We start from the raw sequence: 19,578 nt of genomic DNA, 5'->3' as shown, positions 1-19,578 counted from the left end.
CGAACACCAGGCCGCCGTGCGCGAGCACCAGGCGCTGGCCGAGGCGCTGGCCGCGCCCGAGCGCGCCGAAGCCCAGCGCCGCCAGCCGCTCGCGCTGGCCGACGCGCAGGCCCAGCAGGCCGCGGCGCAAAGAGGACTGGACGCGGTGCAGGCACGCATCGCCGCGGCACGCCCGGACATCCTGCGCCAGGACGTCGAGCGCCTGCGCCGCAGCGCCGACGAGGCCGAACGCGCCCACCGCGCCCGCGAACTCGAAGTCGCGCGTCTGGCCGCCGAACTGGCCGCCGTCGGCGCGCAAGGCCTGGACGAACAGCTGGCCGGCGAACGGGCCGCCGCCGAGCACGCGGCGCGCCGCCGCGACGAGCTGCAGCGCCGCGCCGACGCGCTGGAGCTGCTGCTGGGCAAGCTGGAGTCGCACCGCCAGGCGCTGACGCGCCGGCTGCAGGCGCCGCTGCAGAAACACCTGGACCACTACGCCTCGCTGCTGTTCCCGGCCGGGCGGCTGGAAGTCGGCGACAGCCTGCGGCCCGAGGTGCTGGCGCGGCCGGGGCAACGCGGCGAGGAGCGCGGCGCCTTCGAGACGCTGTCCTTCGGCGCCCGCGAGCAGCTCGGCCTGGTCTGCCGCCTGGCCTACGCCGACCTGCTGCGCGAAGCCGGCCGGCCGACGCTGGTCATCCTCGACGACGCGCTGGTGCACACCGACGCCGAACGGCTGGAGCGCATGAAACGCATCGTCTTCGACGCCGCGCAGCGCCACCAGCTGCTGGTCTTCAGCTGCCACCCGGCGCAGTGGCGCGACCTCGGCGTGCCGGTGCGGCGGCTGTAGACGCGGGGGCAACGATGCGGGGGGCAGGTCTCGCGGGGGCGGTCGGGGTCAGGGCGGTCGGGGTCAGGTCTCGCAAGACCTGACCCCAGGCTTCCCGCGCGGTAACGCGATCTCGGCGTGCCGAGAGCGGTCGGGGTCAGGTCTCGCGAGACCTGACCCCAGGCTTCTGACCCCAGGGCGGTCGGCACCGTAGTAGGTCGGGGTCAGGTCTCTCAAGACCTGACCCCAGGCTTCCAGGCTTCCCCGGACTCGGCCTTGACGCTGCCGCGGGCAACGCGGCGCGCTTTGCGCGATGCTCGCGGCCGATGTCCCTGCCGCCGCTGTCCCACCACGAGATCCTGACGCTGGTCGCGCCGCTGTCGCGCCGCGGCTGCCGCGTCGAGCTGGCGGCCAGCGACCGCCTCGCACGCTGCCTCGTCTTCCGCGCCACCGAACACGCCGCCACCGACGCGCTGCCGGCGATCCACGACCAGCTCGAACTCGACTGCAGCGCCGAAGGCCGCTTCAAGCTCACCCGTGTGCTGACGATGGCCGGCGCCCGCGCCCGCCTCGAAGCTGCCGGCCCCGACGCCGGCGCGCTGCACGACCGGCTGATGGCCGTCGCGCCGCAGCGCGCCTTCAGCGCCGGCCAGGGCTGGGCGGTGGCCCGCGACTACACGCTCGACGGCGACGGCGAAGACGGCCTGATCCTGCAGCGCGGCGTCGCGCGCATCGCCGGCGGGCTGACGCTGACGCTGTCGCTGCCAGCCGTGCGCCGCATGTCGGCCGAGCTGACGCTGGCGGCCACCGGCGGCCACGAGCTGGAGCTGCCCGAGGACGTGCTCGCGGTGCTGGGCTGGAACTGGGCGCCGCTGGCGCGCAAGCCCGGCGGCTGGGAGAGCCGGCTGCGTGTGCCGGGCGGCATCGCCCAGCGCTGCCGCCGCGCCGAGGCCGACCTGGACCGCGCCGCCGCCCACCTGGCGCAGACGCTGGCCGAGCCGCCGGCGCGGTATCACGAACGCCTGGCGGCGGCGCGCTGGGTCGCGGCCTTCCGGCGCGCGATCCCGTCGCTGACCGCGGTCGCGCTGGTCGCCACCGTGGCGCTGATGCCGCACGGCGGCGACGACCGCAACACGCCGGGGCTGTGGTTCGTCTTCTATCACCTGCCGACGTTGGTGCTGGCGCTCAGCTTCTGCCTGCAGGAGATGCCGCGTTTCGAGATCCCGCCGCTGCCGCGGCGCTCGGCTGCGGCCGACTGGCGGCGCCTGCCGCGCCCGGCGCGCGCCTGAGGCAGGCCGCCGCCTCAGCGCCGCAGCGCGCGCGACAGCAGCAGCACCGGCAGCAGGCCGACGGCGACGATGGCCAGCGACGGCAGCGCCGCCTCGGCCAGGCGCTCGTCGCGCGCGAAGTTGTAGGCGACGACGGCCAGCGTGTCGCGGCCGAAGGGGCGCAGCACCAGCGTCGCCGGCAGCTCCTTCATCGCGTCGACGAAGACCAGCAGCGCTGCGGCCAGCGCCGAGCGCCGCAAGAGCGGCAGGTGCAGCTCGCGCCACAGCCGCCAGCCACCGCCGCCCAGCAGGCGCGCGCTCTCGTCGACCGAAGCCGGCACGCGTGCATAACCCGCCTCGACCGACTGCAGCGCCACCGCCGAGAAGCGCACCAGGTAGGCGTAGACCAGGCCGAAGGCGGTGCCGGTGAACAGCGCGCCCAGCGGCGCCTCGGGCCAGACGCGCTGCACCCAGGCCACCGGCAGCAGCAGGCCGACGGCGATCACCGCGCCGGGCACCGCGTAACCCAGCGACAGCACCCGCGCGGCCAGCGACAGCGGCCCGCCGCCGCCGCGGCGCAGCGCGAAACCCAGCGCCAGCGCCAGCGCGGTGGCGGCGAGTGCGGCCAGCCCGGCGAGCTCGAAGCTGTTGCGCGCCCATTCGGCAAAACGCGGCAGCGGCAGGCCGAACTCGGACACCGTCGCCTCCTGCCACACCAGCCAGCCCAGCCAGCCGACCGGCAGCACGAACCCGAGCAGCACCGGCAGCGCACACAGCGCCAGCATCGCGGCGGCCGCGCCGCCGCGCAGCAGCAGCGGCCGCGCGTCGGCCGAGCCGGCGCCGCCCGGGCGCGAGGCGGCGAAACGCAGCCGCTTCTGTGCCCGGCGTTCGACGACCAGCAGCAGCGCGACGACGGCCAGCAGCATCGAGGCCAGCTGCGCCGCGGCGACGCGGTCGTCCATCACCAGCCAGGCCTTGTAGATGCCGGTGCTGAAGGTCGTCAGCCCGAAGTAGCTGCCGACGCCGTAGTCGGCCAGCGTCTCCATCAGCGCCAGCGCGATGCCGGCGGCGATCGCCGGGCGCGCCAGCGGCAGCGCCACCTCCAGCACGCGCCGGCGCAGGCCGGCGCCGAGCAGGCGCGCCGCCTCCATCATCGGCGCCGCCCGTTCGCCGAGCGCGGTGCGCGCCAGCAGGTAGACGTACGGATAGAGGCACAGCACGAACAGCAGCACCGCGCCCCAGAGGCTGCGCACGTCGGGCCACAGCGCGCCCTGCGCGCCGGTCAGCGCGCGCAAGGCCACCTGGATCGGGCCGCTGTACTGCAGCGCGTCGGTCCAGGCATAGGCCAGCACGTAGGCCGGCATCGCCAGCGGCAGCAGCAGCGCCCACTCCAGCACGCGCCGGCCGGGGAAGTCGAACAGCGTCACCGCCGCCGCCGCGCCGGTGCCGACCAGCGCGACGCCGACGCCGACACCCAGCACCAGCAGCAGCGACTGCGCGGCATAGCCGGCCATCACCGTCGAGGCCTGGTGGCGCAGGACCTCCAGCGCCCCGGCGTCCAGCGTCGCCCAGGCGCCGAGCACGCCGAACACCGGCAGCGCCAGCAGCACGCAGAGGATTGTCAGCAGCAGTCGCATCGCGGTCGGCCCGGGAACCGCCGGCGATGGCGGCGGTTCGCGCCGGGTGTCCGGCGGGGCAGCGTGGTAATACGAACAATTATCATGGACCGATGTTCCTGAACGTGGATTCGGTCTCCGTGCGCTACACGCGGGGCACGGCGCGGGCCGCCGTCGAGGCGGTGTCGCTGGGCCTGGCCGCGGGCCAGATCGGCGTGCTGCTGGGGCCTTCGGGCTGCGGCAAGACCTCGCTGCTGCGCGCCGTTGCCGGGCTGGAGCGCTGCGCCGCCGGCCGCATCACGATGGACGGGCGCACGCTGTCGGACGCCTCGGCCGGCGTGCACCTGGAGCCGGAGGCGCGGCGCGTCGGCATGGTGTTCCAGGACTACGCGCTGTTCCCGCACCTGACGGTGGCCGAGAACGTCGGCTTCGGGCTGAAGGCGCTGGCGCGCGCCGAACGCGAGGCGCGCGTGGCGGCGATGCTGGACCTCGTCGGCCTGGGCCACGCGGCGCGCCGCGCGCCGCACCAGCTGTCGGGCGGCCAGCAGCAGCGCATCGCGCTGGCGCGGGCGCTGGCGCCGAGGCCCGAGCTGCTGCTGCTCGACGAGCCCTTCTCCAGCCTGGACGCCGACCTGCGCGAGTCGCTGGCGCAGGAGCTGCGCGCGATCCTCAAGGACAGCGGCACGACGGCGCTGCTGGTCACGCACGACCAGCTCGAGGCCTTCGCGCTGGGCGACGTCGTCGGCGTGATGCACGACGGCCGGCTCGAGCAGTGGGACGAGCCCTACACGCTGTACCACCGCCCGGCGAGCCGTTTCGTCGCCGGCTTCATCGGCCACGGCGTGTTCGCGCCGGCGCGCATCGCCGCCGACGGCGGCACGCCGGCGGTGCACACGCCGCTGGGCGCGCTGGCCGACGTCGCCGAATGCCCGCTGCCGGGCGCCTACCCCGGAGACGAGTGCGAGGTGCTGCTGCGCGCCGACGACGTCGTGCACGACGACACGAGCCCGGTGAAGGCCTGCATCGAGCGCAAGGCCTTCCGCGGCTCGGAGTTCCTCTACACGCTGCGCCTGCCCGGCGGCGAGCGCCTGCTGGCGCACGTGCCCTCGCATCACGACCACCAGATCGGCGAATGGATCGGCATCCGCGCCGAGGTCGACCACGTCGTGACTTTTGCGCGCCCCCAAGCTCGCTGACGCTCGCTACCCCCCGAGGGAGCCGTCCGCCAACGGACCGGCAAAGCCGGGCCGTGGCGGGAAGCTTGATCGGATGCGCCAGACATGTCCGGCCCGCCGCCGTGGCCGTCGCCGTGCAGCACGCCACGCCGGGTGAGGGTCCTCACCCATCCCCCTGCCCCGTGGCAGCACAACCCCGCACCCTATACTGCGCCGCAGTAGAAAGTCGGCTTCGGAGCAGGACGTCATGGGTGCAAAACTGAGAGTTGCCGGGCTGCTGGCGGTGGGGGCCCTCGCGGGCGCGATGACGACGCTGCAGCTGCAGGCCAACGCGCGCGAGACGCTCGCGCCGCTGCCGCTGGAAGAGCTGCAGCAGCTCGCTGCCGTGTTCGGCATGATCAAGAGCGACTACGTCGAGCCGGTCGACGAGAAGAAGCTGATCTCCGACGCCATCGGCGGCATGGTCGCCGGGCTGGACCCGCATTCGCAGTACTTCGACAAGAAGAGCTTCAAGGAATTCCGCGAGAGCACCGGCGGCAAGTTCGTCGGCATCGGCATCGAGATGGGCATGGAAGACGGCCTCGTGAAGGTCGTCTCGCCGATCGAGGGCTCGCCGGCCTTCCGTGCCGGGCTGAAGCCGGGTGACCTGATCACGCGCATCGACGACACCGCGGTCAAGGGCCTGACGGTCGACCAGGCCGTCAAGCGCATGCGCGGCGAACCCAACACCAAGGTCAGCCTGACGGTGCTGCGCAAGAGCGAGAACCGCAGCTTCCCGGTGACGATCACGCGCGAGGAGATCCGCGTGCAGAGCGTGCGCGCGAAGATGTTCGAGCCGGGTTACGCCTGGGTCCGCGTCAGCCAGTTCCAGGACCGCACCGTCGACGACTTCGCGCGCAAGGTCGAGGAGCTGTACAAGCAGGACCCGAACATCAAGGGCATCGTGCTCGACCTGCGCAACGACCCGGGCGGCCTGCTCGACGGCGCGGTGGCGATCGCCTCGGCCTTCCTGCCGCCGGACGTCGTCGTCGTCTCGACCAACGGCCAGATCGCCGACTCCAAGGCGACCTTCAAGGCCGCGCCCGAGTACTACCTGCGCCGCGCCGGCGCCGACCCGCTGCGCAAGCTGCCGGCGGCGCTGAAGACGGTGCCGCTGGTGGTGCTGGTCAACGAAGGCTCGGCCTCGGCCAGCGAGATCGTCGCCGGCGCGCTGCAGGACCACAAGCGCGCCACCGTGATGGGCGCGCAGACCTTCGGCAAGGGCTCGGTGCAGACCGTGCGCCCGCTGTCGGCCGACACCGCGCTGAAGATCACGACGGCGCGCTACTACACGCCGTCGGGCCGCTCGATCCAGGCCAAGGGCATCGTGCCCGACATCTGGCTCGACGAGACCGCCGAAGGCAACGTCTTCGCCGCGCTGCGCATGCGCGAGGCCGACCTCGAGAAGCACCTGCAAGGTGCCGACGAGAAGAAGGACGACGCGCGCGAGAAGGCGCGCGAGGAAGCGCGCCAGAAGCTCGAGGAGCAGTTCGCCAAGAACAAGGAGACGCCCAAGCCGCTGCCCGAGTTCGGCAGCGCCGAGGACTTCCCGCTGGTGCAGGCCTTCAACCAGCTGCGCGGCAAGCCGGTGATCGTCAGCAAGACCGCTGTCGAGCGCCAGGCCGAGGCGGCCGACGACAAGCAGTGAGCCTGACGCGCGTGCCCGCCGGCACGCGCGCCGCCAGGACGATCACGTGAACGACGAGCAGCTGCTGCGCTACTCGCGCCACATCCTGCTCGACGCGCTGGGCATCGAGGGCCAGCAGCGGCTGCTGGCCGCGCACGCCCTCGTCATCGGCGCCGGCGGCCTGGGTTCGCCGGTCGGGCTGTACCTGGGCAGCGCCGGCGTCGGCCGCATCACCGTCGTCGACGACGACACGGTCGACGCCACCAACCTGCAGCGCCAGATCGCCCACCGGCTCGACCGCATCGGCACGCCGAAGGCCGCGTCGCTGGCCGCCGGCATCGCGGCGCTGAACCCCGACGTGCAGCTGGACGTGCGTGTGCAGCGCGCCGACGCCGCGCTGCTCGACGAACTGGTGCCGCAGGCCGACGTCGTGCTCGACTGCAGCGACAACTTCCGCACCCGCCACGCCGTCAACGCCGCCTGCGTGCAGCACCGCCGGCCGCTGGTCTCGGGCGCGGCGATCGGCTTCGACGGCCAGGTCTCGGTGTTCGACCCCCGCCGCGACGACGCCCCGTGTTACGCCTGCCTGTTCCCGCCCGATGCCGGCCACGAGGACGCGGCCTGCGCGACGATGGGCGTGTTCGCGCCGCTGGTCGGCCTGGTGGGCAGCGCCCAGGCCGCCGAGGCACTGAAGTTGCTCGCCGGCATCGGCGAGCCGCTCGCCGGGCGGCTGCTGCTGGTCGACGCGATGGGCATGCGCTTCGACGAGATCCGCGTCGCGCGCGCCGAAGCCTGCCCCGTCTGCCGTTTAAGCTCGCCACCATGAACGATCCCCGCCACCCGATCCTCTCGACCCGGAACTTCCCGACCGCCGAGGAGGACGCGCGCACGATGGAGGGCCAGCGCTACGCCGGCCCCGAGAGCGCCTATCGACTGGCCTTCACCGACACCGCCTTCCTGCTGCGCGAGGAACTGCGCCCGGTGCGCATGCAGCTGGAGCTGCTCAAGCCCGAGCTGGTGCAGCAGGAACAGGGCATCGAGTCGACGATCGTCATCTTCGGCAGCGCCCGCATCCTGCCCGAGGACGTCGCCCGCCAGCGCCTGGACGCCGCGCGTGCGACCGGCGACACCACGGCCGTCGCCCGCGCCGAGGCGGCGCTGGCGATGAGCGCCTACTACGAGCAGGCGCGGCGTTTCGCGGCCATCGTCACCGAACGTTCGGCGAAGCTGGCCGCGCCGATCTACGTCGTCACCGGCGGCGGCCCCGGCATCATGGAGGCGGGCAACCGCGGCGCCTTCGAGGTCGGCGGCAAGAGCCTGGGCCTGAACATCGTGCTGCCGCACGAGCAGGCGCCCAACCCGTACATCACGCCGGAGCTGTGTTTCCAGTTCCACTACTTCGCGCTGCGCAAGATGCACTTCGTGATGCGCAGCAAGGCGCTGGTGTGTTTCCCCGGCGGCTTCGGCACGCTGGACGAACTCTTCGAGACGATGACGCTGATCCAGACCGGCAAGAGCCGGCCGCGGCCGATCCTGCTGTTCGGGCGCGCGTTCTGGGAGAAGCTGATCAACTTCGAGCACCTGGTCGAGACCGGCATGATCGGTGCCGGCGACCTGAACCTGTTCCGCTTCGTCGAGACCGCCGAGGAGGCCTGGGACCACCTGGCTTCGTTCTACGGCTTCGACACCCTCCCGAACGAGGAGACCCGCGATGTCTGACCCCGTCCGCCGCGTCAGCCTGATCGGCGCGCCCACCGACATCGGCGCCGGCGCACGCGGCGCCAGCATGGGCCCCGAGGCGATGCGTGTCGCCGGCCTGCAGACGACGCTGGAGTCGCACGAGGTCGAGGTGCAGGACCGCGGCAACCTCGGCGGCCCGTCCAACCCGTGGCTGCCGCCGGTCGAGGGCTACCGCCACCTGGAGCAGGTCGTCGCCTGGAACCGGGCCGTGCACGACGCGGTGCACGCCGAACTGGCCGACGGCCGCATGCCGATCCTGCTCGGCGGCGACCACTGCCTGGCGATCGGCTCGATCAGCGCCGTCGCGCGCCACTGCCGCGAAACGGGCAAGCGGCTGCGCGTGCTCTGGCTCGACGCCCACGCCGACTTCAACACCAGCCGGCTGACGCCCAGCGGCAACATCCACGGCATGCCGGTGGCCTGCCTCTGCGGCCACGGCCCGAAGGAGCTCGTCGAGATCGGCGGCCAGGTGCCGGCGCTGAACCCGAAGTGGGTGCGCCAGATCGGCATCCGCAGCGTCGACCCGGGCGAGAAGCGCTTCGTGCACGAGGTCGGGCTCGAGGTCTTCGACATGCGCTACATCGACGAGATGGGCATGCGCCACACGATGGAGCTGGCGCTGGCGACGCTGGACGCCAACACGCACCTGCACGTCAGCTTCGACGTCGACTTCCTCGACCCCGAGATCGCGCCCGGCGTCGGCACCACGATCCCCGGCGGCCCGACCTACCGCGAAGCCCAGCTCTGCATGGAGATGATCGCCGACACCGGCCGCCTGGCCAGCCTCGACGTGATGGAGCTGAACCCGGCGCTGGACGTGCGCAACAAGACCGCCGTGCTCGCCGTCGACCTGATCGAGAGCCTGTTCGGCAAGAGCACGCTGATGCGCGCACCGCGCTGACCGCCATGACATCCGACACCGCCTTCGACGTCGCCATCGTCGGCGCCGGCATCGCCGGCGTCTCGCTTGCCGCACGCCTGGCCGGCCACGGCCGCGTGCTGCTGCTCGAACGCGAGAGCCAGCCCGGCACGCAGTCCAGCGGCCGCAGCGCGGCGATGTTCATGGAGAGCTACGGCCCGCCGCAGGCGCGTGCGCTGACGCGCGCCAGCCGCGCCAGCTACGCCGCACCGTCGATCGTGCCGATCCTGTCGCCGCGCGGCGTGCTCTACGTCGCCTGGCAGGGCCAGCAGGCGCTGCTCGACGCGCTGGCCGGCCCGGGGACCGAACGCCTGGACGCCGCGCAGACGCTGGCGCGTGTGCCGGTGCTGCGCGCCGAGGGCCTGATCGGCTCGGTGGCCGAACCCGACGCGATGGACATCGACGTGCACGCCGCGCTGCAGGGCTGGCTGGCGGTGGCGCGCGCTCAAGGCGCCGCGCTGTGGACGGGCGCCGAGCTGGCGTCGGCGCGCCGCGAGGCCGACACCTGGCAGCTCACGCTGGCCGACGGCCGCACGGCGAACACCCGGGTGCTCGTGAACGCGGCCGGCGCCTGGGCCGACCGGGTCGCCGAGCGCGCCGGCATCGCGCCGCTGGGCCTGCAGCCCAAGCGCCGCAGCGCCTTCACCTTCGATGCGCCGGCCGGCGTCGAGCACCGCGGCTGGCCGCTGGTGGCCGCCGCCGACGAGAGCTTCTACATCAAGCCCGACGCCGGCCAGCTGCTGGGCTCGCCGTGCAACGCCGACCCGGTGCCGGCGCACGACGTCGTCGCCGAGGAGCTCGACGTGGCGACCGGCATCGCCGCGATCGAGGAGCGCACGACGATGACCATCCGCCGGCCGCGGCACACCTGGGCCGGCCTGCGCACCTTCGCGCCCGACGGCGAGCTGGTCATCGGCTTCGACGAGACCGCCGACGGCTTCTTCTGGCTCGCCGGCCAAGGCGGATACGGCGTGCAGAGCGCCCCGGGCGCGGCGCTGCTGGCCGAGTCGCTGATCCTCGAGGCGCCGCTGCCCGAGGCGCTGGCGCGCGAAGGCGTCGAGCCGGGCGCGATGTCGCCGGCCAGGCTGCGAGGCTAGGCGCCAGCCGGGGGCGGCCCCGGCCGGCTCGCGCACTCCGCGTACAGCCGCACGCGGCAGCCGGCGCACACCGCCGGGTCCAGGCGCGGCACGATGGTGGCCAGCGCGCTGTGTTTGTCGGCGAAGACATGGTCCTCGCCCAGGCGGTCCAGGAACCGGCGCTGCTGCCAGGTCTGCAGCACCTCGGGGCGCGGGCGGTGGAAGTACAGGTCGCCGCCGAGCGCCAGCCGCCGCGTGTGCTCCTGCTCCCAGAGCGCGGCGCCGGCGTGGTCGATGAAGTTCATGCTCTTGGCCATCACCAGCAGGTGCTTCGGGGCGCCGGGCGCGGCGCGCAGCGCCTGCAGCCGCTCGCCGACGTGGGCCACGGCGCCGAACCAGACCGAACCTTCCATGCGCAGCATCTTCAGCTGCGGGCACTCGGCGCCGGGCGCGTCGTCGACGACGACCATCGCGCGGTCGGGCGGCGGCCGGTCGAAGCCCATCGTGCGCAGCGCCGGGCGCGAGGTGCGGTAGAGGTAGACCACCAGCGACAGCCCGACGCCGCCGACGATGGCCTGCTCCAGCGGCAAGGCCAGCGTCGCGGCCAGCGTCGCGGCGGCCACCGCGGCTTCGGTGCGGTCCTGTTGCAGGCGTTCGCGCCACTGCTCGCGGTCGATCAGCGTCGCCGCCACCCACAGCAGCAGGCCGGCGATGGCCGCCGTCGGGATCCAGGCGATGGCCGGCGCCGCCAGCAGCGCCAGCAGCAGCACGAACAGGCCCGAGAACACCGCCGCCAGCGGCGTGCGCGCGCCGGCTTCCAGGTTGGGCATCGAACGGTTCAGCGAACCGCTGGCGACGAAACCCGAGCTGCAGGCGCCGGCCAGGTTGGCCAGACCCTGGCCCATGCACTCGCGGTTGACGTCCAGCGGCTGGTCGGTGCGCGCGGCCAGCGCCTTGGCGATGGCGATGCTCTGGCCGGTCGCGACGACGGTCAGCGCCAGCGAGACGCCGGCCAGCCGCGGCAGGTCGGCCCAGGCCAGCGCCGGCGGGCCCCACGAGAGATGGTCGATGCGCTGCTCGCCGACGAAGTCCAGCACCACGCCTTCACGCATCGCCAGCCAGGCCGCCAGCGCGGCGAGCGCCAGCGTCGCCAGCAGGAAGGGCCCGCGCCGCCAGACCTGGCGCAGCGCCCAGGCGACGACCAGCGTGCCGCAGGCGAGCACGATGCCGGGCAGGTCGCCGACGACCGACTCCAGCGCGTGCCAGGCGATCAGCAGCGCCGCGCCGCTGGTGAAGCCCAGCAGCACCGACGGCGAGATGAAGTGCGCCAGCGAGCCCAGCCGCAGCAGCGCGATCGCGGTCTGCATCAACCCGACCCCCAGCGTCGCGACCAGCGCCAGCCGCAGGTACTCGGGGCTGCCCGGCAACGCCAGCGGCGCGAGCATCGCCGCCAGCGCCAGCGACACGGCGTTGGTCGGCCCGGTGGCCACCAGCCGGCTGGAGCCGGCCAGCGCGGCGACGATGCAGGGCACGATCGCGGTGTACAGGCCCCAGGTCGGCGGCAGCCCGGCCAGCGCGGCGAAGGCGATGGCCTGCGGCAGCGCCAGCACCGCGCCCAGCAGCCCGGCGGCGGCATCGGCGCGCAGGCTCGTGCGGTTCACGTCCTCGACCCACGGCCCCAGCCAGCGCGCCCACGGCGCGCGTGCACTCCTTTGCAACGTCATCCGCCGAGCGTATCAGCGCCCCGCGGCACCCGGGGGGAACCGTTCTTGCATAGCATGGGCACCATGGCAGGAGCATCCCCGCCGCAGTCCCCGCTGCTGATCGGCTTCTCGGCTCGCATCTACACGCCCGGCACGCCGGGCATCCACCTCGACGGTGTCTGGACGCGCACGCTGCACTACCTGGAGCAGTCGGTCGCGCACTGGGTGCTGCGCGGCGGCGCGGTGGCGCTGATGGTGCCGGCGGTCACCGCCGACAGCGTCGTCACGCGCGGCGACCTGAACCTGCGCCACTACGCCGACGCGCTCGACGGCCTGGTGCTGCAGGGCGGCAACGACGTCGCGCCCGAGACCTACGGCCAGACGCCGCTGCACCCCGACTGGCACGGCGACCGCGTGCGCGACCTCTACGAGATCGAGCTCGTCGACGCCTTCGTCACCGCCGGCAAGCCGGTGTTCGGCATCTGCCGCGGGATGCAGCTGCTCAACGTGATGTACGGCGGCACGCTGGTGCAGGACATCCCGACGCAGCGGCCGGCGGCCCGTGCGCACCGCGACAGCTCGAACTACGAGCGCCATTTCCACGACGTCGAGATCGTGCCTGGCACACGCCTGGCGCAGCTCTACGGCGGGCTGGCGCGCGCCACCGTCAACAGCATCCACCACCAGGCGGTGGAGCGCCTGGCGCCGGGCTTCGCCGTCGAGGCGCGATGCCCGGACGACGGCACCATCGAGGCCGTGCGCCACGAGGGCCCGGCCTGGATCTCCGCGGTGCAGTGGCACCCCGAGTTCCACGTGCCGGGCGACCCGGCGACCTTCGACGACTCGCGGCTGCTGGCCGACTTCCTGGCCGCGGCGCGCGAACGCAAGCGCTGATCAGCAGGGGCCGTGCTGGCGGCGGAAGTCGGCCGGCCGCAGCGCGCCACGCGCCGCGTGCAACCCGCGCTGCAGCGCGTGCGCGACACGCTCCTCCTTGACGAAGGGGCCGCGGTCCCACTTCACACGCGAGCTCCAGGCGTGGCCCTCGGACACCATGTGCCGCGCCAGATCCTGGCCGTCGAGCAGCACCGAGCCGGTGACGACACCGTCGCGGCCGCTCACCGGCCGGGTGACGGTGACGAGATGGCCCTGGGCCCGTTCGGCGAGTTCACGGCGCGACTCGGGCCCCCAGTCCTGGCAGGCCAGCGGCGCATCGGCGCCGGCCAGGCGCACACGCACCGGGGCGCCGTCGGCCGGCGTGACGACGACGGTGTTGCCGTCAATGACCTGGGTGACGCGGCCTTCGATCGGCGTTTTGGGCGGCGCGGCGAACGCGGCGCCGGCCAGCAGTGCGAGCGCCAGGCCCGGGAGTGTCTTCATGTCGTGCGGGAACAGTGTCAGAACGCCAGCGCGATGATCCCCGCGACAAAGCCCGCCAGCAACAAAAGCCAGAGTGCGACGACCAGCACCGCGCCCCAGACCAGCCGAGGCAGCTGCTCGCGCCCGGCCTCGGCTTCGCGCAGCCGCGCCTGCCAGAGTTCGGGCGGTGTCAGCTTGACGACCAGCGCGATGCCCAGCGGCACCAGGATCAGGTCGTCGAGCAGGCCCAGCACCGGGATGAAGTCCGGGATCAGGTCGATCGGCGACAGCGCGTAGGCCAGCACCGCGATGGCGATCCAGCGCACCGCACGCGGCGTGTCGCGGTGCTTGAACAGCTTCCACAGCGCGAGCAGGTAGGTGCCCAGGCGCGCGGCGTTGCCGGCGGCGAAGAGGCGGCGAACGCGCTTCATGACGCCGCGCGGCGGCGCTGGGGCGCCGGCTTGTCGAGCGCCGCGTTCGACGACGCCAGCAGGCGTTCGAGCCGGTCCTTCATCTGCTCGGTCGACAGGCGCTCGCGCAGCCGTTCGACGAGCAGCGGCAGCGCGAACGGGCTCGCGGCCTTCAGCTCGACGATCTCCAGGTCCAGGGTGTCCATCTGCTGCAAGGTGGTGGCGAGGCGGCCGATTTCCAGCTCCTGCGCCAGCACCTCGCGTTCGGCCTGCGCCAGCAGGCGGTTGCCGGCGTCGTAGCGCCGGAACACGCCCCAGAACAGGGAACTCGACGCCTGCAGCTGGCGCAGGCTCTTCGGCGCGCCGGGGTAGCCGCCGAACACCAGCCCGGCGATGCGCGCGATCTCGCGGAAACGCCGCTGCGCCAGTTCGCCCGAGTTCAGGCTGGCCAGCACGTCGGCCAGCAGCGTGTCGGTGGCGAACAGGCGTTTGTCCTCCAGCAGCGCGAGATCCGGCGCCTCGGCGGCCAGGATCTCCAGGCCGTAGTCGTTGACACACAGCGAGAAGGTGTTGGGCCGCGCCTGCGCCAGCCGCCAGGCCAGCAGCTGGGCCAGGCCGACGTGCACGTTGCGGCCGGCGAACGGGTACAGGAAGAGGTGCCAGCCTTCACGCGTGCGCAGCCGCTCGACCAACAGCCGGCCACGCTGCGGCAGCCGCGACAGCCGCCTCTGGGCCTCCAGCATCGGCCGCGCGGCTTCGAGCTCGGGTTCGGCGAAAACGCCGGCCGCGACCTCGTCGAGCAGCGCCTGCACCGCGTCGGCCAGCTCCGAGGACAGCGGCATGCGGCTGCCGTTCCAGGCCGGCACCAGGCCTTTGGGCTTCGTCGCCTTGCGCACGTAGGCCGCCAGGTCCTGGGTGCGCACGTACTCCAGCAGCCGGCCGGCGAAGACGAAGACGTCGCCGGGTTTGAGCCGGGCGATGAACCCTTCCTCGACGCTGCCGATCGTGCCGCCCGACAGCCATTTCACCTGCATCGTCGCGTCGGCGACGATGGTGCCGACCTGCAGCCGGTGGCGGCGCGCGATGCCGCGGTCGACGACGCGCCAGACGCCGTCGACACACTGCACGCGGTGGTACTCGGGGTAGGCGCCCAGGCTGTCGCCGCCGCGTTCGACGAAGGCCAGCGCCCAGTCGAACTCGGTGCGGCTCAGCCCGCGGTAGGCGGGCGCGCTGCGCACTTCGTCGTACAGCGCGCCAGCCTCGAAACCGCCACCCAGCGCCACCGTCACGAGGTGCTGCACCAGCACGTCCAGCGGCTTGTCGGGTGTGCGCCGCGACTCGACGCGCCCGGCCAGCGCCGCACGCCGCGCCGCCGCGGCCTCCACCAATTCCAGCGTGTTCGTCGGCACCAGCGTCACGCGGCTGGCGCGGCCCGGTGCGTGGCCGCTGCGCCCGGCGCGCTGCAGCAGCCGCGCGATGCCTTTGGCGCTGCCGATCTGCAGCACACGTTCGACCGGCAGGAAGTCGACGCCCAGGTCCAGGCTGGAGGTGGCGACCACCGCCTTCAGCCGCCCGTCCTTCAGCCCGGCCTCGACCCAGTCGCGCACGCTGCGGTCCAGCGAACCATGGTGCAGCGCGACCAGGCCCGCCCAGTCGGGGCGCGCGTCGAGGATCAGCCGGTACCAGATCTCGGCCTGCGAGCGCACGTTGGTGAACACCAGCGACGTCGACGAGGACTCGATCTCGTCGAGCACCGGCTGCAGCATCTGCGCGCCGAGGTGGCCGCCCCAGGAGAAACGCCCCGGCTCGTGCGGCAGCAGCGTGTCGACGACCAGGCGCTTCTCGATGCGGCCCTGCACCAGCCGGCCGTGGTCGTGGCCGACCAGCGTCGCCATCGCCTCGTTGAGATTGCCGATCGTCGCCGACAGCCCCCAGACGGCGAGCTGCGGGTTCCAGCGCTTCAAGCGCGCCAGCGCCAGCTGCACCTGCACACCGCGTTTGCTGCCGATCAGCTCGTGCCATTCGTCGACGATGACGGTCTGCACGCCGGCCAGCTCGGCGCGCGCCGACTCGCGCGTCAGCAGCAGCGACAGCGACTCGGGCGTCGTCACCAGCGTCTCGGGCAGGCGCCGGTCCTGGCGCGCACGTTCGGCACTGCCGGTGTCGCCGGTGCGCTGGGCGATGTCCCAGCCCGGCGGCGCAGCGGCCTGCAGCGCGCGCGTGGTGTCGGCAGCCAGCGCGCGCATCGGCGTCAGCCACAGCACCTGCAGCCCGCGCCGCGGCGCCGCACGCGCCAGCGCGCCGAACCAGACGGCGTAGGTCTTGCCGCTGCCGGTGGTGGCGTGCAGCAGGCCGCTGTCGCCCGCGGCCATCGCCGCCCAGACGGCGCGCTGGAACTCGAACGGCAACCAGCCGCGTGCACCGAACCAGGATTCGGCGTGCACGAGGCCGGCCACCTCGATCATGCGGTGACGATCCAGCCTTCGACCGGGTCGACGTCGGCCGGGATGCCGGCGCCGTCGCGCAAGCTGGCCCAGCCGGCCTGCAGCAGGCACAGCGCGGCGTCGAGCCGGTCGCCCGAGGCGTCGGCGACCAGCGCGTCGCGCTGGGCGTGTGTCAGCTTGAGCCGCAGCCCCAGCCGCGTGCGGCCCTGCTCCAGCGCGTCGACGAGGTCCTTGCGTGCGATGAGGCGGTCGGCGGCCTCGCTGTTCTTGTACGAACGCCGGCCCAGGATCTCGGCGGCCAGCAGGCCGGGATAGGCCTCGACGGCGCGGCGCTCGGCGTCGCCGGCCACCAGCCCCGGCACCTGCACGCCGGCGGCGACCAGGCGCGAGAAGCCTTCGTAGTACATGAACCCGACCGGCACGTAACGCGTCTGCAGCGGGCTGGAACTGGTCGTGCCGGGCAGCGAGACGTCGGTGCGGCGGTGCACCAGGCGCTGGCCGGCCGGGCGGCTATTGCCCCAGGCGTCGACCAGGGCGCGGAAGTCCATGCGCGCCGGGCAGCGCCGGCGCAGTTCGGCGACGACTTCGGCAGCACTCGTGCCCAGGCCCTGCGCCTCGACGAAGGCGCGCGGCAGGCCGAACGGGAAGTCGAAGCCGCCGAACCAGGGATGTTCGGCGAGCACGGCCTCGAAGCCGGCGAGCGTCGGCAGCTCGTCCACCCGTTCGAGGCGCAGCACGGCGCCGTGCAGCGTGCCGCGTGCGACGGTGATCGGCTTGCGCCGCGACGGCGCGCAGCTGAAGTCCACGCCGAGCAGCGGCAGCGAAGAAGCGGTCGGGGTCATCGCGGCGATTGTCGCGGGGCCGCCGCTACAGTCGGCGCATGACTGCCAATCCGACCCTCGTCGAGGCGCTGCGCGGCGGCGCCGTCGAATCCACCCACCGCGGCGCCTGGGCCGTCGTCGACGCCGACGGCGACGTCGTCGCCTCGGCCGGCGACATCGACCGGCCGATCTTCCCGCGTTCGGCGGTCAAGCTGCTGCAGGCGCTGCCGCTGGTCGAAAGCGGCGCCGCCGAACGTTATGGCCTGAACGACGAACAACTCGCGATCGCCTGCGCCTCGCACAACGGCGAGCCGCGCCACGTCGCCGTCGCGGCCTCGATGCTGGCCGCCGCCGGCGTCGACGACGCGGCGCTGGAGTGCGGCGCGCACTGGCCCTACCGCGACCTCGTGCAGCGCGAGATGGCCGCCGCCGGCCAGACGCCGGGCGCGCTGCACAACAACTGCTCGGGCAAACACGCCGGCTTCGTCTGCCTGGGCTGCCTGCTGGCCGGCGACGCCGACAAACGCGCCTTCCTCTCCGGCTACGTCAAACCCGAGCACCCGGTGATGCGCGAAGTCGGCGACGCGATCGAAGCCGCGACCGGCTGGCGCCTGGCCGACGCGCCGCGCGGCACCGACGGCTGCTCGATCCCGACCTACGCGATCCCGCTGCGCCACCTGGCGCTGGCCTTCGCACGCGCCGGCAGCGGCATCGGCCTGCGTGAAGGCCGCGCGCGCGCCGCGAAGCGGCTGATGGCCGCGGTCACCGCCGAGCCCTTCATGGTCGGCGGCAGCGGGCGCTTCGACACCCGCATCATCGAGCGCCTGGGCGAACGGGTGTTCTGCAAGGTCGGCGCCGAAGGCGTGTTCTGCGCCGCGTTCCCGAAGGCCGGGCTGGGCGTCGCGGTGAAGATGGACGACGGCGCCTCGCGCGCCTGCGAAGTCGTGATGGCGGCGCTGATCGAACGTTTCGTGCGCCTGGACGAGGCCGAACGCGGCTTCGTGCACGCCTTCGCCGACCAGCCGCTGGCCAACTGGAACGGCCTCGACGTCGGCCGGCTGCGCTGGGCGAGCTGAAACAAGGGCGGGCATCATCCGGTGCCTGCCGCCGATGATCCCGATGTCCCCTGCTCCCGCCCGGGCGCTGCGCCCGGCGCGTTTCGCCGTCCGCTCCCTCTTCTTCGCCTTCGGCACCGTCACCGGCGCCTGGGGCGCGCACGTGCCCAGCGCCAAGGCGCGCTACGGGCTGGACGAAGCGCAACTCTCGCTGGCGCTGCTGGCGGCGGCGGTCGGTGCCGTCGGCGCTCTGCTGCTCGCCGGGCGCGTGATCGGCCGGCACGGCCCGCGGCGTGTCGTGCCGGTGGCCGCGGTCGTCATCGCCGCGGCGCTGGGCACGCTGCTGCTGCACGGCGGCTTCGCGGCGCTGGTGGCGACGATGCTCGTGTTCGGCGCCGCCGGCGCGTTCTACGACGTCTCGATCAACGCCGAAGGCACGCTGCTGGAGGAACGCAGCGGCTTCAAGGTCGTCAGTGGCTTTCACGGCATGTGGAGCCTGGGCGCGATGACCGGCGCCGGCGGCTGCTCGGCGCTGCTCGCCGCCGGCGTGCCGGCCGCCTGGCAGCTCGGTGCGCTGGCGATCGTGGTGCTGGCGTTGTCGCTGGTCGCCGCGCGTTCGCTGCTGCCCGACCACCCGCCGGTGCCCGACGGCCCGCGGCGCTGGCGGCTGCCGCCGCCGCGCCTGCTGCTGCTGGGCACGCTGGCGGCGCTGGGCCTGCTGGCCGAAGGCGTGATCTACGACTGGAGCGTGCTCTGGTTCACCGATTCGCTGGGCCAGACGCAGGCCGTCGGCGGCCTGGGTTACGCGGCCTTCGCGGCGGCGATGGCGGCCTCGCGTTTCGGCGGCGATGCGCTGCGCAGCCGCTTCCACGCCGCCACGCTGCTGGCCGCCAGCGCCGGGCTGGCGGCGCTGGCGATGAGCGCGGCGCTGCTGCTGCACCACCCGGTGGTCGGCATTGCGTCGATGGCGCTGGTCGGCGCCGGGCTCGCCAACGTCGTGCCCATCCTGTTCGTCGCCGGTGGCCGCCAGCCGGGTGTGACGCCGGCCGACGGCATCGCCGCGGTGTCCTCGCTGGGTTACGTCGGCCTGCTCGCCGGGCCGCCGCTGGTCGGCGCCATCGCCCATGCGAGCTCGCTGAACCTGGCGATGGCGACGCTGGTCGCCGCGGCGCTGGCGCTGGGCGCCGGCGCGCGGCTGCTGCGCTGACTCAGCGCAGCGGGCGCAGGCGCAGCACCAGCGCGGCCAGCGAAGCGGCGCTCGCCAGCGCGACCATGCCCAGCCAGCCGCCGTGCGTCAGCGCCACGCCGCCGAGCGCCGAGCCGGCGGCCATGCCGACGAAGATCGTCGTGAACAGCAGCGCGTTGAGCCGGCTGCGCGCCTCGGGCTCCAGGCCGTAGACCAGGGTCTGGTGCGAGACCAGCGAAGCCTGGATCGCGAAGTCGAAGCCGACCGCGGCGACGGCGATCAGCGCCAGCGCCGCCACCGTCGGCAGCAGCGGCTCGGCCGCGAGCACGGCGAACGAG

16 protein-coding genes and 2 pseudogenes are annotated in these 19,578 nt (G+C 73.6%); 11 read left to right on the top strand and 7 right to left on the bottom strand.

From position 1 onward, the window contains the following. Positions 1 to 826, top strand: an 826-nt coding sequence (locus tag RBXJA2T_RS20430; protein WP_009858249.1) for an ATP-binding protein, incomplete at its 5' end; no start/stop codon positions are given. 305 nt (positions 827 to 1,131) lie between these two features. Then, positions 1,132 to 2,094 carry a hypothetical protein gene (locus RBXJA2T_RS14970; RefSeq protein WP_009858248.1) on the top strand — a complete coding sequence of 321 codons (963 nt, stop codon included), beginning with the start codon at positions 1,132 to 1,134 and terminating at the stop codon, positions 2,092 to 2,094. 14 nt (positions 2,095 to 2,108) lie between these two features. Here the strand turns inward: RBXJA2T_RS14970 and RBXJA2T_RS14965 are convergent, their stop codons facing one another. Next, positions 2,109 to 3,710, bottom strand: a complete 1,602-nt coding sequence (locus RBXJA2T_RS14965; protein WP_029718691.1) for an ABC transporter permease — start codon at positions 3,708 to 3,710, stop codon at positions 2,109 to 2,111. A 92-nt stretch (positions 3,711 to 3,802) separates the two neighbouring features. Between RBXJA2T_RS14965 and RBXJA2T_RS14960 the strand changes: the two genes are divergently transcribed. The 6 genes from RBXJA2T_RS14960 to RBXJA2T_RS14935 all read left to right on the top strand — a co-directional run bounded on the left by RBXJA2T_RS14960 (position 3,803) and on the right by RBXJA2T_RS14935 (position 10,286). Continuing rightward, positions 3,803 to 4,885, top strand: a complete 1,083-nt coding sequence (locus RBXJA2T_RS14960; protein WP_009858246.1) for an ABC transporter ATP-binding protein — start codon at positions 3,803 to 3,805, stop codon at positions 4,883 to 4,885. Between the two features lie 226 nt (positions 4,886 to 5,111). Beyond that, positions 5,112 to 6,551: a S41 family peptidase gene (locus RBXJA2T_RS14955; RefSeq protein ID WP_009858245.1), complete on the top strand. Its 1,440-nt coding sequence runs from the start codon at positions 5,112 to 5,114 to the stop codon at positions 6,549 to 6,551. A 46-nt stretch (positions 6,552 to 6,597) separates the two neighbouring features. After that, positions 6,598 to 7,356 carry a HesA/MoeB/ThiF family protein gene (locus RBXJA2T_RS14950; protein ID WP_009858244.1) on the top strand — a complete coding sequence of 253 codons (759 nt, stop codon included), beginning with the start codon at positions 6,598 to 6,600 and terminating at the stop codon, positions 7,354 to 7,356. Continuing rightward, positions 7,353 to 8,249, top strand: coding sequence for an LOG family protein (locus tag RBXJA2T_RS14945; RefSeq protein WP_009858243.1), 897 nt, complete (start codon positions 7,353 to 7,355; stop codon positions 8,247 to 8,249). The genes RBXJA2T_RS14950 and RBXJA2T_RS14945 overlap by 4 nt, the downstream gene beginning before the upstream one ends. Continuing rightward, complete coding sequence (rocF, locus tag RBXJA2T_RS14940; protein ID WP_009858242.1) at positions 8,242 to 9,171, top strand: arginase; 930 nt, start codon at positions 8,242 to 8,244, stop codon at positions 9,169 to 9,171. The genes RBXJA2T_RS14945 and rocF overlap by 8 nt, the downstream gene beginning before the upstream one ends. A 5-nt stretch (positions 9,172 to 9,176) precedes the next feature. Then, a complete protein-coding gene (locus RBXJA2T_RS14935; RefSeq protein WP_009858241.1) occupies positions 9,177 to 10,286 on the top strand; it encodes an NAD(P)/FAD-dependent oxidoreductase in 1,110 nt (369 codons plus the stop codon). On the opposite strand, the gene RBXJA2T_RS14930 is transcribed toward RBXJA2T_RS14935, so the two are convergent. Continuing rightward, the gene (locus RBXJA2T_RS14930) at positions 10,283 to 11,989 is read right to left on the bottom strand and encodes a SulP family inorganic anion transporter (RefSeq protein WP_138938892.1); all 1,707 of its coding nucleotides are present in this window, start codon (positions 11,987 to 11,989) and stop codon (positions 10,283 to 10,285) included. The two genes, RBXJA2T_RS14935 and RBXJA2T_RS14930, sit on opposite strands and share 4 nt — an antisense overlap. 63 nt (positions 11,990 to 12,052) lie before the next feature. On the opposite strand from RBXJA2T_RS14930, the gene RBXJA2T_RS14925 reads away from it, so the two are divergent. Continuing rightward, complete coding sequence (locus RBXJA2T_RS14925) at positions 12,053 to 12,862, top strand: gamma-glutamyl-gamma-aminobutyrate hydrolase family protein (protein ID WP_029718689.1); 810 nt, start codon at positions 12,053 to 12,055, stop codon at positions 12,860 to 12,862. Here RBXJA2T_RS14925 and RBXJA2T_RS14920 read toward each other — a convergent pair whose 3' ends face one another. The 4 genes and pseudogenes from RBXJA2T_RS14920 to RBXJA2T_RS14905 form a co-directional block, all read right to left on the bottom strand. Next, entirely contained in the window at positions 12,863 to 13,345 is a 483-nt protein-coding gene (locus RBXJA2T_RS14920) for a thermonuclease family protein (protein WP_009858238.1), read from the bottom strand. 178 nt (positions 13,346 to 13,523) lie between these two features. Next, positions 13,524 to 13,629 (bottom strand): annotated as a pseudogene (locus tag RBXJA2T_RS21035) (YkvA family protein); the annotation flags it as partial. Between the two features lie 122 nt (positions 13,630 to 13,751). Continuing rightward, positions 13,752 to 16,199, bottom strand: coding sequence for a ligase-associated DNA damage response DEXH box helicase (locus RBXJA2T_RS14910; RefSeq protein ID WP_009858236.1), 2,448 nt, complete (start codon positions 16,197 to 16,199; stop codon positions 13,752 to 13,754). Continuing rightward, on the bottom strand, positions 16,196 to 17,020 hold the full coding sequence (locus tag RBXJA2T_RS14905) for a DUF429 domain-containing protein (protein ID WP_009858235.1): 825 nt from the start codon (positions 17,018 to 17,020) through the stop codon (positions 16,196 to 16,198). Before RBXJA2T_RS14905 ends, RBXJA2T_RS14910 begins: the two co-directional genes overlap by 4 nt. Positions 17,021 to 17,058: 38 nt before the next feature. Here RBXJA2T_RS14905 and RBXJA2T_RS14900 point away from each other — a divergent pair, with 38 nt between their 5' ends. Both RBXJA2T_RS14900 and RBXJA2T_RS14895 read left to right on the top strand, forming a co-directional pair. Beyond that, entirely contained in the window at positions 17,059 to 18,075 is a 1,017-nt protein-coding gene (locus RBXJA2T_RS14900) for an asparaginase (RefSeq protein ID WP_009858234.1), read from the top strand. A gap of 43 nt (positions 18,076 to 18,118) precedes the next feature. Beyond that, positions 18,119 to 19,261 (top strand): MFS transporter, encoded by a 1,143-nt coding sequence (locus RBXJA2T_RS14895; protein ID WP_237704893.1) that lies wholly within the window; start codon positions 18,119 to 18,121, stop codon positions 19,259 to 19,261. Position 19,262: 1 nt separating this feature from the next. On the opposite strand, the pseudogene RBXJA2T_RS14890 reads toward RBXJA2T_RS14895, so the two are convergent. Continuing rightward, a pseudogene (locus RBXJA2T_RS14890) lies at positions 19,263 to 19,578 on the bottom strand (MFS transporter); the annotation flags it as partial.

The sequence above is a fragment of the Rubrivivax benzoatilyticus JA2 = ATCC BAA-35 genome (genome assembly GCF_000190375.1).
In the GTDB taxonomy this organism is placed as follows: Bacteria; Pseudomonadota; Gammaproteobacteria; order Burkholderiales; family Burkholderiaceae_C; genus Rubrivivax; species Rubrivivax benzoatilyticus.
Note: the sequence above shows the minus strand (reverse complement) of the source record. Positions and strands in the feature narration are given on the sequence as shown.

Coding starts and splice junctions, on each gene's coding strand:
- RBXJA2T_RS14920 (WP_009858238.1), bottom strand. CDS start 13,345: ATGAAGACACTCCCGGGCCTGGCGCTCGCACTGCTGGCCGGCGCCGCG.
- RBXJA2T_RS14900 (WP_009858234.1), top strand. CDS start 17,059: ATGACTGCCAATCCGACCCTCGTCGAGGCGCTGCGCGGCGGCGCCGTC.
- RBXJA2T_RS14910 (WP_009858236.1), bottom strand. CDS start 16,199: ATGATCGAGGTGGCCGGCCTCGTGCACGCCGAATCCTGGTTCGGTGCA.
- RBXJA2T_RS14960 (WP_009858246.1), top strand. CDS start 3,803: ATGTTCCTGAACGTGGATTCGGTCTCCGTGCGCTACACGCGGGGCACG.
- rocF (WP_009858242.1), top strand. CDS start 8,242: ATGTCTGACCCCGTCCGCCGCGTCAGCCTGATCGGCGCGCCCACCGAC.
- RBXJA2T_RS14935 (WP_009858241.1), top strand. CDS start 9,177: ATGACATCCGACACCGCCTTCGACGTCGCCATCGTCGGCGCCGGCATC.
- RBXJA2T_RS14925 (WP_029718689.1), top strand. CDS start 12,053: ATGGCAGGAGCATCCCCGCCGCAGTCCCCGCTGCTGATCGGCTTCTCG.
- RBXJA2T_RS14955 (WP_009858245.1), top strand. CDS start 5,112: ATGGGTGCAAAACTGAGAGTTGCCGGGCTGCTGGCGGTGGGGGCCCTC.
- RBXJA2T_RS14970 (WP_009858248.1), top strand. CDS start 1,132: ATGTCCCTGCCGCCGCTGTCCCACCACGAGATCCTGACGCTGGTCGCG.
- RBXJA2T_RS14965 (WP_029718691.1), bottom strand. CDS start 3,710: ATGCGACTGCTGCTGACAATCCTCTGCGTGCTGCTGGCGCTGCCGGTG.
- RBXJA2T_RS14945 (WP_009858243.1), top strand. CDS start 7,353: ATGAACGATCCCCGCCACCCGATCCTCTCGACCCGGAACTTCCCGACC.
- RBXJA2T_RS14895 (WP_237704893.1), top strand. CDS start 18,119: ATGTCCCCTGCTCCCGCCCGGGCGCTGCGCCCGGCGCGTTTCGCCGTC.
- RBXJA2T_RS14930 (WP_138938892.1), bottom strand. CDS start 11,989: ATGACGTTGCAAAGGAGTGCACGCGCGCCGTGGGCGCGCTGGCTGGGG.
- RBXJA2T_RS14905 (WP_009858235.1), bottom strand. CDS start 17,020: ATGACCCCGACCGCTTCTTCGCTGCCGCTGCTCGGCGTGGACTTCAGC.